The following is a 14,997-nucleotide window of genomic DNA, read 5'->3' as shown; positions in this document are numbered from 1 at the left end:
TCTTGACGACTAGCTCTGCAGCAGTCGTGCGGCCTCTTCGGCGAAGTAGGTGAGGATGCCATCTGCACCGGCGCGCTTAAAGGCGAGCAGTGATTCCAAGATAACAGCCTCCCGCTGTAGCCAGCCGTTCTCGAAGGCGGCACAGTGCATCGCGTACTCTCCGCTCACCTGGTAGGCGAAGGTGGGCACTCGCAATTCTTCCTTCACCCTACGTACTATATCCAGATAGGGCATACCCGGTTTAACCATCACCATATCAGCACCTTCCTGCAGATCCAGAGTGCACTCGTGTATGGCTTCATCGGTATTGGCTGGGTCCATCTGGTAGCTGGCTTTACTGCCGCCTTTCAAATTGCCCGCTGAGCCAACCGCGTCGCGGAAGGGACCGTAGTAGGCAGAGGCGTACTTGGCCGCGTAGGACATAATCAGGGTATTGGTGTGGCCTGCCCCTTCGAGAGCCTGGCGAATGGCGCCGATGCGACCGTCCATCATATCTGAAGGTGCGACCATGTCTGCACCGGCAGCTGCATGGGATAGAGCCTGCTGCACCAGTACTTCTACAGTTTCATCGTTGACGATATAACCGCTGTGGTCCATCAGCCCGTCCTGGCCGTGGCTGGTAAAGGGGTCCAGGGCTACATCGGTAATGACGCCCAGCTCAGGCGCAGCATCTTTCAGCTCACGCACGGCGCGCTGGGCCAAGCCATCGGCATCGTGGGCGGCACTGGCGCAGTCTGATTTTGCCGAGGGATCTACCACGGGAAACAGGGCCACTGCGGGGATGCCCAGTTGCTGCAGTAGCTTCGCTTTTCTCGCCAACAAATCCACACTCAGGCGCTCCACCCCTGGCATAGAGGCTACCTTTTGGGTTTCGTTGCGCCCCTCGATTACAAACAGCGGCAGGATCAGGTCATCGCAACTGAGCTGGGTTTCACGCACCAGGCGACGCGAAAAATCCTGGGCACGCAGGCGGCGCAGGCGGGTGTTGGGATAGGCACCGCGGCCGAGACTTTGACTCATAGGGCATTTACTCCGACTATCCATAAGGCTGCAGAAATCCTGCAGCCACAATTGGCGGCCATCATATCAAATTGCTTACCGCGGTGATTTCGGAGGCTCCATAAGTCCCCGCAGTTAGCCTCCATTCAGGGTTGAGCTGAGCGCAGATAGCGCACCAGTGATTTACCGGCGGCTTCAATATGTTGTGTCAGTAATGTTGTGGCTAGCTCTCTATCTCCCCTTTTCAGGGCTTTGAGAATGGAGAAATGCTCCCCCTGGCTAGTGTTTTGGTATTGCAGGCTGCGGGATTGGTAACCGATATAGCGTTCACACTGGCGGTGTAGTTGTTCCACTGCAGAAAAAAGCGTTGGTCGCTCGGCTGCCTTGTAAATGCAGGCATGGAACTGCCAATTCAGGTTGCCGATTAGTTCGGCGGACATTTGGGGGTTGGCCTCCATCGAATCGAGAATATCGTTGGCTCGCCCCAGTACTTCCCCACTGAGCTTATCTAGCGCCAGGGTCTGCAATAGGGGCTCGAGGCGCATACGCATCAGGTAGAGGTCCTCTACTTCGATAGGGTCAAACTGAGGCACTGCAACACCGCGCTTGCCGTGTGGTGAGAGCCAGCCTTCATTTCGAAGTTGATGCAGGGCATCCCGTACCGGGATACGGCTTACATCGTAGAGTTCAGCAAGTTCAACCTGCCTTAATACTTGCCCTGGGATGAAGCGCCCCCGCTGTAGATCTGCTTTGATTTTATCGTATAGGCCCATTGGAGCTTATGAACTCCTGCGGTTAAAAAGCCAGTAACAGGCGAGCCCGCCCAGTAGCCCCCAAAATGCGGAGCTGACACCAAACAAACTAATACCTGAAGCGCTGACTAAGAATGTGATGATTGCCGCTTCTCGATGTTCTGCTTCTGCCGTAGCACTTGCCAGGCTATTGCCAATGACCCCTATCAATGCCAAGCCCGCAAGGCCGGCGATTAATTCCTGTGGAAAAGCGCTAAATAATGCCACTACGCTGGCACCACACAAGCCCACGATTAGATAAAAGATACCGGCCGCAATACCGGCGGTATAGCGCTTGTCTGGATTGGGATGCGCCTCAGGACCGGTGCAAATTGCCGCCGTAATAGCGGCCAGGTTGAAGGCAAACCCGCCAAAAGGGGTCAGTAGTAGGGAAGCCAGGCCCGTACCGCTGATGACTGGGGAAATGGGCACTCTTCCATAGCCGCTGGCAGCCAGAGTTGCGGCACCGGGCAGATTCTGGGAGGTCATAGTGACGATAAACAAAGGCAGTCCAATACCGATCAAAGTGGAAAGGCGAAACTCCGGAGTAACCCATACGGGTTGTGCGGCTTGCCAGTGGATTTGATCGAAAGCGATCAATTGTAGCTTCCAGCAGGCTGAGACCCCGACCATGAGTACCAAAAGAATGGCATACCGCGGCGCCCATCTCCGCCCAACTATGTAGGCTAGGGACATAGCGCCAACAAGAATTGGCTGGGCTTGCAGGGATGTGAATACAGAGAGGCCAAATTGCAACAGTATACCTGCGAGCATGGCACTGGCGATGGGGGTTGGTACCAGACGATTGACCCGGTCAAAGGCTCCAGAAAGGCCTACCAACAGAGTTAATATGGCGCTGCAGACGAAAGCTCCAATAGCTTCGGCAATCGGAATCCCGGTGAGACTGGTGGCCAGCAATGCTGCGCCTGGGGTCGACCACGCAGTAATCACGGGAGCCCGGTAATACCAGGAAAAGGCGATACAGGTTAGCCCCATTCCCAATCCGAGGGCACCGATCCATGAGCCGGTCATTAGCTGGTCGGCACCGGCAGCCCGTGCGGCCTCAAAAACAATCGCTGCTGAGCTGGCCACTCCTACCAGAACTGTGATGAACCCGGCGCTGACAGTGGAGAGGCTGGTATCTAAAAGTGGCGATTTATTCAAAATGTATACCTTTTAAATTATGTATACATTTTTGTGGATGCTTTAACAATACACAAGACTTATGCGTCGAAGCGCGCCAATACCTGAGAAATGGTTGTGATTTGTGCGAGTGGTAAAATGGGATTTAGTGTTGGAGTGCAGCACCTGCGGGCGGCAGGTGCTGTAGCGGGGGCAATCAGTCGAGGCGTGCAAAGACTTTTTCTGCAGCGGCTATGGTTGCTTCAATATCCTCATCGGTGTGAGCCGCGGACATAAACCCGGCTTCGTAGGATGCTGGTGCCAGATAGACCCCCTCCTCGAGCATGCCGTGGAAGAAGCGATTAAAGCGCTCATTGTTGCATGCCATTACCTGCTGGTAATTGGTGACCTTTGACTCCTCGGTGAAGAAAAAGCCGAACATGCTGCCAACTTTGTTGGCCGTAACAGGAATACCTGCTGTCTTCCCGGCAGCGAGAATGCCTTCCACCAGGCGGTCTGTCCTGGCTACCAGTGGCTTGTAGAAGTCGCTCTCCTCTACCAAGCGTAGGGTTTCCAGGCCTGCCACCATGGCCACCGGATTTCCGGACAGGGTGCCTGCCTGATAAACCGGCCCCAGTGGAGCTATCTGCTCCATAATTTTGCGTTTGCCACCGAAGGCGCCTACTGGCATACCGCCACCGATTACTTTACCGAGGGTAGTAATATCGGCTTCGATACCATAAAAGCCCTGAGCGCCAGTCAGGCTCACGCGAAAACCGGTCATTACCTCGTCAAGAATTAACAGGGCGCCGTGCTGGTCGCAGACTTCCCGCAGGGTTTCCAGAAAGCCGGGCACCGGGGGAATACAGTTCATATTACCGGCTACGGGTTCGACGATAATGCAGGCGATCTGATCACCGAACTCTTCGAAGCAGGCGCGTACAGCATCTGGATCGTTGTAACTCAGGGTGATGGTGTGGTCCGCAAGGGCGGCAGGCACCCCTGGGGAGGAGGGCACGCCCATGGTCAGGGCGCCGGAACCGGCTTTGACCAGCAATGAGTCTGAATGGCCGTGGTAGCAGCCCTCAAACTTCACAATCTTATCCCGTCCGGTATAACCGCGTGCCAAGCGAATGGCGCTCATTGTGGCTTCGGTGCCGGAGTTGACGAAGCGCACCAGATCCATATTTGGCCATAGCCGGCAGAGTTCCTCGGCCAGCTCGGTTTCCAGCTCGGTGGGAGCGCCAAAGCTGAGGCCGGATTGAGCCTGCTCCACAACGGCCTCGATGACTTCGGGGTGGGCGTGGCCTAAAACCATGGGCCCCCAGGACTGTACATAGTCGATATAGCGCTTGTCATCAGCGTCGTAGAGGTAGGCGCCCTCGGCACGGCGGATAAATACCGGCGTACCGCCAACCGCGCGGAAAGCCCGTACCGGAGAGTTAACGCCGCCGGGAATGTACTGCTGTGCTTCTGCGAAGAGCTGCTCGGATTTACTCATAGAATTCATTCAGAAATTACGGAATAGGCCAAGAATCAGCGGACCATTATCGCGGCGACAGGCCTTGAGGACAATGTGGAGATCACAGGGGGTGTGGATTTCGGGTTGGCCGGCGGGTCGCACCGATTTTCACACCGATGCGGCAAGTCACTTGTCGGGCAGGGAGAGGCTTTAGCGCTCACACCAGAAAAGGCGATTGGGTATCGGCCGCCCCATACCCAGGCGGCGGCTGTCGCGAATGGCGCTCCAGGCATACTGTTGGCTGCGACTGACAGCCTCAATGATGGTCAGGCCGTGGGCAATATGGCAGGCGATCGCTGTGGCCAGGGTTCCGCAGACCCCATAGGCCGCTGGTGGCAACCGTTCCCAGTGGAATTCCCGGATCAGGCCACGTTCGTCATAGAGACGGTTTTGTAGCTGTTGCTCATGGGGTACGCCAGTAAGTAACAGATAGCGGCAACCGCTTTCAAGTAGCTCCTGGGCCATGGCGTCATGGGTATCGGCCTCCACCGCCATAGCGCGGGCTTCGCGGCGATTTGGGCAGACCATGGTGGCATAGGGGAGTAGTAGGGAGGCCATGGCTTCCCATAGTGGGGGGGCCAACACACTTTCCTTATCCGCCAGTGTGGCATCGGGGTCGATCACTACCGGGATATCGGGGTAGTCCCGCAATACGCTGTGCAGTGCCCGAACATTCTCTACGGAGCCCAGGTATCCCACCTTGATTGCAGCTACCGGCATATCTTCCAGAACTGTGCGGGTTTGCTCTACTAGCAAGCTTTCATCTACTGGAGCAACCCCAAGCAGTTCGCCAGTGTTACACACACTGATGGCGGAAACCGCGGAGGCAGCATGGCAGCCCAGGCTGACAGCCGTCTCCGTATCTGCGGCTATTCCTGCACTGCCGCTAGGGTCATGGTGGGTGACGGTCAGAATAACGGGCTGCGGTGTATCCATAGAAAATCTACATGACTGCCAAAAGCTGTGCGCCTAATTTTAGTTGCTGGCTGCCCGATACAAAGAATGATTCTGCGCCAAATTAAAATGGCTTGACCACAGCCAGAATCACAATGGCAAACAAGGCTACAGTCGGAACCTCATTAAAAATACGAAAATAGCGTCCGCTACGGGTATTGGTACCCTGGGCAAACTTACGCACATAGGCTCCACACATATGATGATAGGCCAGTAACAGCACGACAAAGGTAAGTTTCGCGTGCATCCAGCCTGCGGATGTGTAGTAAGCCGGGTTTAGGCTGTAGAGCCAGATGCCTAGAGCTACGGTAGCGATCATCGCGGGAATGGCGATACCGCGGTACAGGCGTCGCTCCATAATGCAAAAGCGATCGCGACTTACGGCGTCTGTGGCATCGACATGGTAGACAAAAAGGCGTGGCAAGTAGAAAAGCGCAGCAAACCAGCACACCATGGCGATAATGTGAAAAGCCTTGATCCACAGCATTGAATATCCCCTCAAAAAGAAACGCGAAATTATTTTATTTCCGGTAAAAGTTATCGATCTGTAGCGGCAGAATAATGCCCGCGATGCGATTGTCCAGTGAGCCGCTCTGATGGCGACTGATATACAGGGCATCGGCTCCAGTGCTTTTCAGTTTTTGCTGGGCTTCGAGCAGGGTGGCGCACCAATTTAGTTCGGCCATTTGTTTACGCTCGCCAGGAATTTTAAGCAGGTCTATGAGGGGGGGCTGCCCAGGTTTTTCCTCCTCTTGTTTTACTGTGGTTTCTGTATCCCCACCTTTTTCGGCACCCTGTAAAAATGTGGCCAGGTCGGCAGCACGCAACAATTGCGGAGCGGGTTCATCGGGCAGGTCGATCAAAATCCACTGGGGGTGTTGAGCGATTAACTCTCTCGCCTGATCAACTGGGATTTCCCTTGGTTCAACGACAAAGTTTCTGTCCATTTGGCTGGCTACGCCGACACTACTGAGCATTTGTTGGCGCCAGGTGGGGGTCCCGGCCTTGTTCAAGGCGCGTAAGGTTTCCTGGTAAATCCCCCGGGTGGCGAATACCTGTCTGCTAATAAGCATCGCTACTACGATCATCATCATGCCTGGGAACAGGACATTCGGATTGTAGGTCAGTTCGAGAATTGCCAGCAAAGCTGCCAGTGGAGCATTGAGCATTGCCGCCATCATTGCGGCCATACCCACCATTGCATAAAAGCCCGGGCTGGCGGTGTGTGGTCCCAGCCACATATTGGCGAGGCCTCCGGCGATCCCCCCCAGGCAGGCACCAAGAATCAGGGCTGGGCCTATGACTCCTCCGGGGATACCCAGCCCCGAACCCAGTGCTGTTGCCACCAACTTGGCGGCAACAATTACCGTTAATGTGGCGATGCCCAATTCTCCCAGCATTGCCATTTGCAGGGTGTCGTAGCCACCACCAAGAATTTCAGGTACCCAAATGCCTAAGGTGCCGGTTACAAGTCCCACCAGTAAGAAGCGCAGTAGCGGGGAGCGATACTGTTGGCGTGTCAGGCTGCGGTGGGCCCAAATAAATAGAGCTGCCAAGAGTCCGATTGCGAGTGCGCAGAGAAATAGGATAGGCAGCTCTGCGAGGGAGTTAAGCTGGATAGCCGGAACGTTAAAGTCTGGCTCACGCCCAAAGGTAATTTGGGTGATGGCACTGCCAGTCACTGCAGCCAACATGACAGGTAAAAAACCCACCACTGAATACTCGAGCATCACCACTTCCATGGCGAACACCATCCCGGCCAAAGGAGTATTAAAAGATGCGGCGATAGCTGCGGCTACACCGCAGCCCAGCAGGCTGCGTGCCGAGTTATTGGGCAGGTGCAGTACACGTGCTAGCCAGCTGCCACTGGCGGCTCCAAGGTGTACAGCAGGCCCCTCACGTCCTACAGAGTGGCCGCTGATCAGAGCAATGGCGCCGGCAAAAAACTGCAGTAGAGCATTTTGTATTGGCATTTTGCCCTGATGGTTATAGAGGCGATCGAGAACATGCACCACACCGACGTCGTAGCGCTTGGGGCTGAGTAGCAGATAGATAATGCCGATCACCAGTGAGCCCAGCACAGGTAGGGCAAATCGCCAGAAAGGCGATAAGGATTCATAATTTTGGGGGACTGACAGGAAAAATGTTGTAGGCCACTCCATTGCCAGGCGGAAGAGAATAGTTACACCTCCAGCCAATAGCCCAGTAATTAATGCCATACCCACTAGTGGCGCTAAAGCCTCCTTGGCAGAGAGTTGCAAACGCACGTGTTCCAAGCTATTTGTCTTGGGTAAACACCGAGCTAACGCGTTTTTCAGTAATTTCCTAGGGCGCTGTGACACTGCACATCCTTCAAGTGCTGGGGCTTATGGTAGAGTGCTTGGCTGGTTTTATGATTATCGTCTCAGTTGGCAGATTTACCGGGAGATTTTAGCAAGGTGATTAAGGTAGCAATTGTTGGTGGCACCGGCTACACAGGTGTTGAACTGCTAAGGCTTTTGACGACACATCCGCAAGCAGAAGTTACCGCAATCACCTCCCGCTCTTTGAAAGGCACCCCGGTGGCGGAGTTATTTTCCAGCTTGCGAGGCCATTATGACTTGGCTTTTTGTGAGCCGGATATTGAGCAATTGTCCGCTTGTGATGTGGTATTTTTTGCCACTCCCCATGGGGTTGCCCAGGCCCAGGTGCCGGCGTTAATTAAAAGAGGTGTACGAGTTATCGACCTCTCCGCCGATTTCCGCCTCAAAGATATTTCCATCTGGGAGCAGTGGTATGGCCAGGAGCATGCTGCTCCCGAGTTGGCCCAGGAGGCCATATACGGATTACCGGAAGTAAATCGTGCCGAGATAGCTGGTGCTCAATTGGTGGCCTGCCCAGGTTGTTATCCCACTGCGATTCAGCTGGGCTGGATTCCACTATTGGAGGCGGGCGCTATTGAACCAGCGGGCTTAATCGCCAGCGCTGCTAGTGGTGCCAGCGGTGCGGGTCGCCAGGGTAAGACGGATTTGATATTGGCTGAAAACAACGACAATTTCCGCGCCTATGGGGCTGCTGGCCATCGCCACTTACCCGAAATTGAGCAGGGGCTACGACGGGTCCAACCCTGTGAGGCGAGCCCTGCCCAGGTGACCTTTGTTCCACATCTCCTGCCAATGATCCGGGGCATACACGCAACCTTGTTCGCGAAGTCCAAGACAGATATGTCACCACTGGAATTGCAGCAGTTGTTTGAAAATCGCTATAAGAATGAGCCTTTTGTGGATGTTCTCCCCGCTGGCAGTCACCCTCAAACCCGTAGTGTGAGAGGTACGAATATGTGTCGTATTTCCGTGATGCAGCCCCAGGGTCGGGATACTCTGCTGGTAATGTCGGTAATCGATAACCTCGCCAAGGGCGCTTCTGCCCAGGCGATACAGAATATGAACATTATGTTTGGCCTAACTGAGACGTTGGGCTTGGAGAGCCCGGCGCTGCTGCCTTAGAATCAAAAAAATACGACAATCGATAAAACCCGGTTAAGCCGTAGCGGATTTTTGGGAGCTCAGAGTGAAAGGCAGCAAGCAGTACCGTATGAAAGTGGTGCCCCATCGCCCCTTTTCAGGTGTAATCACAGCAGGTGGTGTCGCCCTGTTGGTACTGGTTACTTCTGCCAGCTCTTACTACGCCGGACAGTATCAACTGCGTAAAAACCTCGATGAAAAAACGAGGGAGTACACAAGGGTACTGGGGCGCCTTGAGGCGTTGAACAGTGAAAATGAAACTCTGCGCATGCGTGCAGCAACTGCTGAGCAGTCCCTGGCGATTGGTGAGCAGGCCAGTGAGACTGTACGAACCGAGCTTGTGCAGAAAGAAAACCAGATCGCAGAGCTAAAGCAGGAAATCTCTTTTTACCGCGGCGTTATGGCCCCGGCAGATGGTGGTGAGGGAGTATCTATAGGCCGCTTTATTCTTTCGCAGACGGCTGATGCGCGGAGTTACCAATACAAATTACAAGTCCAGCAGTCGGCGGTGCGACGCAACGTGGTTCAAGGCTCAGCCACTTTCACTGTGGTGGGGCGCCAGGATGGAGAGCTGAAAAGCTACCCACTAAAAGATTTGTCTGACCAGGTGGAGAGCGTATCCATTCCACTGCGTTTTAAATACTTCCAGAATATTGAGGGCGAACTGCGCCTCCCCGAGGGCTTTGTTCCTGAAGGGGTGGAGTTATCGCTTAAGTCTACCGGGCGCAAGGGATTCAATATCGAACAGCGCTACGGTTGGCTGGTACAGAAAAGCTAGCATTAATGCCAGAGGCATGAGGTTTTAGGGATTATGTTGAGAAAAAAAGAGAAACAAGTAGCTATGGCCAGTTCCGGTAGTAACCACACGACCCTAATTGCGCGCCAGACAGAAGTATCTGGGGATATTCACTTTCGTGGCAATCTGGTCATTGAGGGCAAGGTAAAAGGCAATGTCACCGCTCATAGCGATAGTGATGCGCGCCTGCAGATAGTCGATGGCGGAATCATAGAGGGAGAGATCCGTGTTCCTCAGGTGGTGATTAACGGAAACGTGAATGGCGATGTGTACGCCACGCGCCACCTGGAGCTGGCGGCCAAGGCTATGGTGGAAGGCAATGTGCACTATAAGCTGATTGAGATGGTAAAGGGTGCCCAGGTGAACGGGGCCCTGGTTTCCAACGTGGATATTAGCTCCGCTGGTGAGCCCCCCATGATCGGTTACTCGGAAGATGAGACTGTCATCGAGGCTTCCTGAAGCCCACTCGACAGGCCTGGCAGGTGAGTAGCACCAGGGCCTGTTGCTCGCAAATACTTGACTGGTTTCCTGGGTTTAAGCAAGATGACGCCCCCGTAGCTGCATTCTGCATAGCTTTTATGCGAGCTGCGAATGTCCCGATGAGTTGAGAGAGACTTATGTCAGAAGCTGTATCCTTTTCTCCTGCGCCACTGGTAGTCACCGATAAAGCTGTGGCCAAGGTAAAGAGCCTGTTGGAAGAGGAGGGCAACCCGGAGCTCAAGCTCAGGGTGTTCGTCACCGGTGGTGGCTGCTCAGGATTCCAATACGGTTTTACCTTCGATGAACTGGTTGCCGAAGACGATGCCATCATTGAGAAAGATGGTATCCAGGTACTGGTTGACGCCATGAGTTATCCATACTTGGTTGGCGCCAATGTTGATTACGAAGAGGGTTTGGCCGGATCTCGCTTTGTGGTGCAGAACCCCAATGCTTCCTCAACCTGTGGGTGCGGCTCCTCCTTCTCGATCTGAGCCGCACTTTAGGCGATTTGAGCGGTGTTTCAGGGGGAGTAAATGGCGCCCAAAACAGCCTCTTTTTTTGCTCCTGTGACTCCGGGGCAGTTGCCGGGCAGGCCGAGTAGAGTCTGCCGGGCCAGCCAGGCAAAGCCCACAGCTTCCAGCCAGTCGGCATCGATTCCATAAGTGCCGGTATCGGTAATTGACCAGGTTGGCAGTCGTCTCTGCAGCCGAGACAGCAGATCTTTATTTTTGGCCCCGCCCCCACAAATCAGTAGTTCCCCCCCATCAGCGAACAAATGCACAGCCTCGGCAATACTGGCGGCAGTTACTTCCGACAGGGTTGCCTGCACGTCTGCAGGAGACAGCTCCAGGCCAGCTAGCGCCTGCTCCAGCCAGCTGGCATTGAAGGTTTCACGGCCGGTACTCTTGGGAGGCTCCGCAGCAAAATAGGGATCTGACATCAGGCGATTGAGCAACTCGGGGTGGGCACGACCACCAGCGGCCCAGGCGCCATCCCGGTCAAACGGTTGCTTCTTATGTAGGTTCACCCAATAGTCCAGCAAGGCGTTGCCGGGCCCGGTATCGTAACCATATACACTGCCATCGGCTGTCAGCTCGGTGATATTGGCCATTCCACCGATATTCACCACGGCGCGATTGCCCTCGGTTTTAAAAGCGGCGCGGTGAAATGCGGGCATCAGTGGCGCACCCTGGCCTCCGAGGGCCATATCGCGTCGGCGGAAGTCCGCTACCGTACTGATACCAGTCAAAGCTGCGATAGTGTTCGGGTCCCCCAGTTGTAAAGTGAAGGGGGAGGTCACAGTGCCTGGCGGGCGGTGCCGCACAGTTTGTCCGTGGCTGCCAATTGCGGTTACTGCGCTGGCCTCAATACCGGCACGGGCCAACAGGGTATTGGTGGCCTCGGCAAAAGCCTGGCCGAGCTGTCGGTCCAACTGTCCGGCACGATCCAGTTCAGAGGGACCTGGGGCGCACAGGGCTAGGATGGCATCACGCAGCGAGGGGTGAATCGGGTGGCCCAGAGCTGCCAGGATACGCGGCTTGATTCTCTCTTCGCCGCCAAAATCGACCAGTGCAGCGTCGATGGAATCGACGCTGGTGCCGGACATCAGACCGATAAAAAGATCGGGCATATTGAATGGCGCTTTATCAATTGTTTTCGTCAAGTTTGGCCAATGCTGGGCCCTGGTAGTTTTCCAGTTTTGCCAGCAGAGGTTGAGTCTGGTTTTTGAAGCGCGTCATTTCAGAGGACGGCACTGACTTGGCTTTGGGAAGCTTGCGCACAATTGTTGCAGGGTTCCGATGTCTTCCGTCCACCAGGAATTCGTAGTGCAGGTGTGGACCGGTTGCATACCCGGTTGAGCCTACAGTGCCTATTACTTGGCGCTGTTTTACTCGTTGACCTTTCTTCACTTTGCGTTTGGTCAGGTGTAGGTAGCGGGTAACGTAACGTTCTCCGTGCTGAATAAATACATAATTGCCGTTGGGCTTACTGTAACCGGATGCGATCACACGGCCATCCCCTGTCGAGTAAACCGGGGTGCCACGCGGGGCGGCATAATCTGTGCCGTTGTGAGGGCGGCGCGACTTGAAAACCGGGTGCAAGCGCCGTGGATTAAAGTGGGAGCTGATGCGCACTATATCCAGCGGCGTACGAATAAATGCCTTGCGCATGCTTTTGCCTTCAGGCGTGTAGTAATTGGCGTCGCCGCTACTGTCGATGTAGCGCACTGCACTGTAAGTGCGGCCCTGATTGGTAAAACTGACCGCTAGAATGGGGCCGTTGCCAATTTTTTCCCCATCCAGGAATTTCTCTTCAAACATCACGCTAAAGGTGTCGCCCTGGCGTATATCCAGTGCAAAATCGATATCGGAGCTGAACACATCAGCCACTTCCATAATCAGGCTATCACTCAGACCGGCCTCACTTCCGGCAACAAACAGGGAACTGTCAATTTGAGCCAGGCGATAGGCGGGGTGGCTGTCAGGCTGGCGCTGTACCAACGTATGCTGGAAGTCATTACCCTCTGCGCGGGTAAATTTGACTTGGTTGAGACGGTCTCTCTGTAGTTCCAGACTTTGCAGTTGGCCTTCGGAGTTGACCTTAAATGTCAGCTCTTCACCGGGAGTTAGACGCGCTAGTTTCTTAGCTTCCTTGCCGCTGCCAAGCAGCTGATACATTTCGCCTGCGCTCACTTTGGCACGCTTGAACAGATCGGAAAGGGTGTCTCCGTTGCGCACCGTGAGGTTCAGGGACTGTATTGCCTCTACCGTCGCACTCGCCAAGGGAATGCTCTGGCGGGGCGAGACAGCCGCCAGTTGCTTGTCAATTTCCAGCGTGTCTTCATCTAAGGAGGAGAGATTGACGTCCAGGGGCATGCGCTTGGCTTCTACCTCTGGAGTGGGAATAAATAACGCCAATAGGAGTACGCAGGTAGCGACACCAGCTGTTAGTGCGTGTACTCGCGGAAAGTGTTTGGGCAAGGCGCCAATACGGACACGTGAAGTCGGTTTGCGATGATTTTGCATGGTATTAATGGGCGGCGCCGGCTGTGGTTGTTATCTGCGCTTGAAAATCAGGGTGTTTAAAAAACAGGCATTGAAAGGGCTTTATAGCAAAAAAGCCGCCTTGGTTCACGGGGTAATTGACCCGGCTATCCATGAGTAAGTTCCTTGGCAGTAGTTTTACAGGTCGTGTCGAGCGCTTTTGTCCGCTTGTATTTGCTGCAAACTTCGGTAATGTTGCAGCGCATTTTGCCGCCGTCCGGCGGTACTAATTTCAAGCCTGAAGATGAGGGGAAAGCATGGCTGGGGTCGACATGACACTGCTTGAAGACTTGGACCGCCGCGGATTAATCAATCAAGCGACTGGTGACGGCGAACTGACGCAGCATTTGTCGGAGAGTCGAACCCTCTATTGCGGCTTTGATCCTACCGCAGACTCCCTTCATATAGGTAGTTTAGTACCATTGCTGACTTTAAAGAGGTTTCAGGCGGCGGGACATAAGCCCATAGCGCTTGTAGGCGGTGCCACGGGCTTAATCGGCGACCCCTCTTTCAAGGCGCAAGAGCGCAGCCTTAATACGCCCGATGTTGTTGCAGGCTGGGTGGATAAACTGAAGAGCCAAGTTTCCCAGTTTATTAATTTCGAATGCGGTGGGAATAGTGCAGTTGTTGCGAATAACCTCGACTGGACGCGCGATTTGAACGTGCTAGATTTTTTGCGTGATGTGGGAAAGCACTTCTCTGTTAACAATATGGTTAACAAGGAATCCGTAAAGCAGCGTATCCAACGTGAAGGGGAGGGGATTTCCTTTACCGAATTTTCCTACATGTTGCTGCAATCAATGGATTTCTCCGAGCTGTATAAATTGCACAATTGCACCCTGCAAATTGGCGGTTCAGATCAATGGGGCAATATTACCGGTGGTGTAGATCTGACCCGTCGACAACACCGTGGTAAAGTCTTTGGCCTGACTCTGCCATTGGTGACTAAAGCAGACGGCACCAAGTTTGGTAAAACAGAAAGCGGCACTATCTGGCTCGACCCTAAGCGCACCAGCCCTTATGCCTTTTACCAGTTTTGGCTGAATACTGCTGATGCAGATGTGTACAAATTCCTGCGTTACTTCACTTTCCTTAGTGTCGATGAAATTGATGCGATTGAAACTGCTGACCGTGAACGTGCCGGCAGGCCCGAAGCCCAGGGTATCCTTGCGCGAGAAGTTACCCGGCTGGTTCACAGTGAGGAAGGCCTGGCTGCCGCGGAACGTATTTCCCGTGCGCTTTTCTCTGGAGATATCGCTGACCTGTCCACAGGTGATTTGGAACAATTGCGTCTTGATGGTTTGCCCTCTTCTGTACTTCCGAAAGGTTTCGGCGAGCAAAGCCTGATTAACCTATTGGTTGACGCGGGCATGGCTCCTTCAGGCAAACCGGTGAAAGACGCCTTGGGCCGCAATGCGGTTTTGGTCAATGGAGAGGCTGTTGGCATGGAGATGAACGCAAATCCGGCCACGGTTTTTAGTCGTGAAAAGGCACTTGGCGACAGCTACTTTATCGTGCGCTTGGGCAAGAAGAAGTACCATCTGTTCAGCCTTGCTGGTTGATTGTTTTTTATCCGGTTTTTGCTTAAAAAAACTTTTTTACAGAATTGTCATAAAAGTGCTTGCCGGCCCTCCCTGAAGTCCGTATAGTTCGCCTCCTCGCTGCTCAGGCAGCAGCGGGAAGGCAGCTCCAAGTAATTGATTTTCTTAAGAAAATTTCTTCAAAAAGAGCTTGCCAAGCACGGAGAGGTCGCTATAATGCGCACCACTTCAAGCAAGGGCGGAAA

14 protein-coding genes are annotated in these 14,997 nt (G+C 54.1%); 5 read left to right on the top strand and 9 right to left on the bottom strand.

Annotated elements, in window-relative coordinates; all coding sequences use genetic code 11:
* Positions 1–9 precede the first annotated feature (9 nt).
* The 7 genes from hemB to ACJJIP_RS18465 form a co-directional block, all read right to left on the bottom strand.
* On the bottom strand, positions 10–1,020 hold the full coding sequence (hemB, locus tag ACJJIP_RS18495; protein ID WP_444945763.1) for a porphobilinogen synthase: 1,011 nt from the start codon (positions 1,018–1,020) through the stop codon (positions 10–12).
* Positions 1,021–1,145: 125 nt separating this feature from the next.
* Entirely contained in the window at positions 1,146–1,772 is a 627-nt protein-coding gene (locus tag ACJJIP_RS18490; protein WP_020411480.1) for a GntR family transcriptional regulator, read from the bottom strand.
* A 6-nt stretch (positions 1,773–1,778) separates the two neighbouring features.
* Positions 1,779–2,954, bottom strand: a complete 1,176-nt coding sequence (locus ACJJIP_RS18485; RefSeq protein ID WP_444945762.1) for a benzoate/H(+) symporter BenE family transporter — start codon at positions 2,952–2,954, stop codon at positions 1,779–1,781.
* Positions 2,955–3,129: 175 nt separating this feature from the next.
* Positions 3,130–4,413: a glutamate-1-semialdehyde 2,1-aminomutase gene (hemL, locus tag ACJJIP_RS18480; RefSeq protein ID WP_020411478.1), complete on the bottom strand. Its 1,284-nt coding sequence runs from the start codon at positions 4,411–4,413 to the stop codon at positions 3,130–3,132.
* Positions 4,414–4,584: 171 nt separating this feature from the next.
* Entirely contained in the window at positions 4,585–5,370 is a 786-nt protein-coding gene (gene thiD, locus ACJJIP_RS18475) for a bifunctional hydroxymethylpyrimidine kinase/phosphomethylpyrimidine kinase (protein ID WP_020411477.1), read from the bottom strand.
* Between the two features lie 82 nt (positions 5,371–5,452).
* Positions 5,453–5,875: a protoporphyrinogen oxidase HemJ gene (gene hemJ, locus ACJJIP_RS18470; RefSeq protein ID WP_282951756.1), complete on the bottom strand. Its 423-nt coding sequence runs from the start codon at positions 5,873–5,875 to the stop codon at positions 5,453–5,455.
* Between the two features lie 34 nt (positions 5,876–5,909).
* Positions 5,910–7,655, bottom strand: a complete 1,746-nt coding sequence (locus tag ACJJIP_RS18465; protein ID WP_353377116.1) for a chloride channel protein — start codon at positions 7,653–7,655, stop codon at positions 5,910–5,912.
* A gap of 171 nt (positions 7,656–7,826) precedes the next feature.
* On the opposite strand from ACJJIP_RS18465, the gene argC reads away from it, so the two are divergent.
* The 4 genes from argC (at position 7,827) to erpA (ending at position 10,658) form a co-directional block, all read left to right on the top strand.
* Positions 7,827–8,873: an N-acetyl-gamma-glutamyl-phosphate reductase gene (argC, locus tag ACJJIP_RS18460; RefSeq protein WP_353377052.1), complete on the top strand. Its 1,047-nt coding sequence runs from the start codon at positions 7,827–7,829 to the stop codon at positions 8,871–8,873.
* Positions 8,874–8,937: 64 nt separating this feature from the next.
* Positions 8,938–9,669 carry a DUF6776 family protein gene (locus ACJJIP_RS18455; RefSeq protein WP_020411473.1) on the top strand — a complete coding sequence of 244 codons (732 nt, stop codon included), beginning with the start codon at positions 8,938–8,940 and terminating at the stop codon, positions 9,667–9,669.
* A gap of 33 nt (positions 9,670–9,702) precedes the next feature.
* Positions 9,703–10,146, top strand: coding sequence for a bactofilin family protein (locus ACJJIP_RS18450; RefSeq protein WP_444945761.1), 444 nt, complete (start codon positions 9,703–9,705; stop codon positions 10,144–10,146).
* A 158-nt stretch (positions 10,147–10,304) separates the two neighbouring features.
* Positions 10,305–10,658, top strand: a complete 354-nt coding sequence (erpA, locus tag ACJJIP_RS18445) for an iron-sulfur cluster insertion protein ErpA (protein ID WP_020411471.1) — start codon at positions 10,305–10,307, stop codon at positions 10,656–10,658.
* Between the two features lie 29 nt (positions 10,659–10,687).
* Here erpA and ACJJIP_RS18440 read toward each other — a convergent pair whose 3' ends face one another.
* Together ACJJIP_RS18440 and ACJJIP_RS18435 are read right to left on the bottom strand one after the other, a co-directional pair.
* Positions 10,688–11,797 carry an anhydro-N-acetylmuramic acid kinase gene (locus ACJJIP_RS18440; RefSeq protein WP_026304892.1) on the bottom strand — a complete coding sequence of 370 codons (1,110 nt, stop codon included), beginning with the start codon at positions 11,795–11,797 and terminating at the stop codon, positions 10,688–10,690.
* A 16-nt stretch (positions 11,798–11,813) separates the two neighbouring features.
* Positions 11,814–13,193, bottom strand: coding sequence for a peptidoglycan DD-metalloendopeptidase family protein (locus ACJJIP_RS18435; protein ID WP_444945760.1), 1,380 nt, complete (start codon positions 13,191–13,193; stop codon positions 11,814–11,816).
* A 275-nt stretch (positions 13,194–13,468) separates the two neighbouring features.
* Between ACJJIP_RS18435 and tyrS the strand changes: the two genes are divergently transcribed.
* Positions 13,469–14,773: a tyrosine--tRNA ligase gene (gene tyrS, locus ACJJIP_RS18430; RefSeq protein ID WP_444945759.1), complete on the top strand. Its 1,305-nt coding sequence runs from the start codon at positions 13,469–13,471 to the stop codon at positions 14,771–14,773.
* The last annotated feature ends 224 nt before the right edge of the window (positions 14,774–14,997 follow it).

It is taken from the genome of Microbulbifer variabilis, assembly GCF_052467165.1.
This window is presented reverse-complemented; position numbering and strand designations above follow the sequence as displayed.

Bases quoted from the DNA above. Each gene is read 5' to 3' on its own strand.
- hemJ (WP_282951756.1), bottom strand. From the start codon at position 5,875: ATGCTGTGGATCAAGGCTTTTCACATTATCGCCATGGTGTGCTGGTTT.
- tyrS (WP_444945759.1), top strand. From the start codon at position 13,469: ATGGCTGGGGTCGACATGACACTGCTTGAAGACTTGGACCGCCGCGGA.
- thiD (WP_020411477.1), bottom strand. From the start codon at position 5,370: ATGGATACACCGCAGCCCGTTATTCTGACCGTCACCCACCATGACCCT.
- hemB (WP_444945763.1), bottom strand. From the start codon at position 1,020: ATGAGTCAAAGTCTCGGCCGCGGTGCCTATCCCAACACCCGCCTGCGC.
- ACJJIP_RS18490 (WP_020411480.1), bottom strand. From the start codon at position 1,772: ATGGGCCTATACGATAAAATCAAAGCAGATCTACAGCGGGGGCGCTTC.
- ACJJIP_RS18435 (WP_444945760.1), bottom strand. From the start codon at position 13,193: ATGCAAAATCATCGCAAACCGACTTCACGTGTCCGTATTGGCGCCTTG.
- ACJJIP_RS18440 (WP_026304892.1), bottom strand. From the start codon at position 11,797: ATGCCCGATCTTTTTATCGGTCTGATGTCCGGCACCAGCGTCGATTCC.
- ACJJIP_RS18450 (WP_444945761.1), top strand. From the start codon at position 9,703: ATGTTGAGAAAAAAAGAGAAACAAGTAGCTATGGCCAGTTCCGGTAGT.
- erpA (WP_020411471.1), top strand. From the start codon at position 10,305: ATGTCAGAAGCTGTATCCTTTTCTCCTGCGCCACTGGTAGTCACCGAT.
- hemL (WP_020411478.1), bottom strand. From the start codon at position 4,413: ATGAGTAAATCCGAGCAGCTCTTCGCAGAAGCACAGCAGTACATTCCC.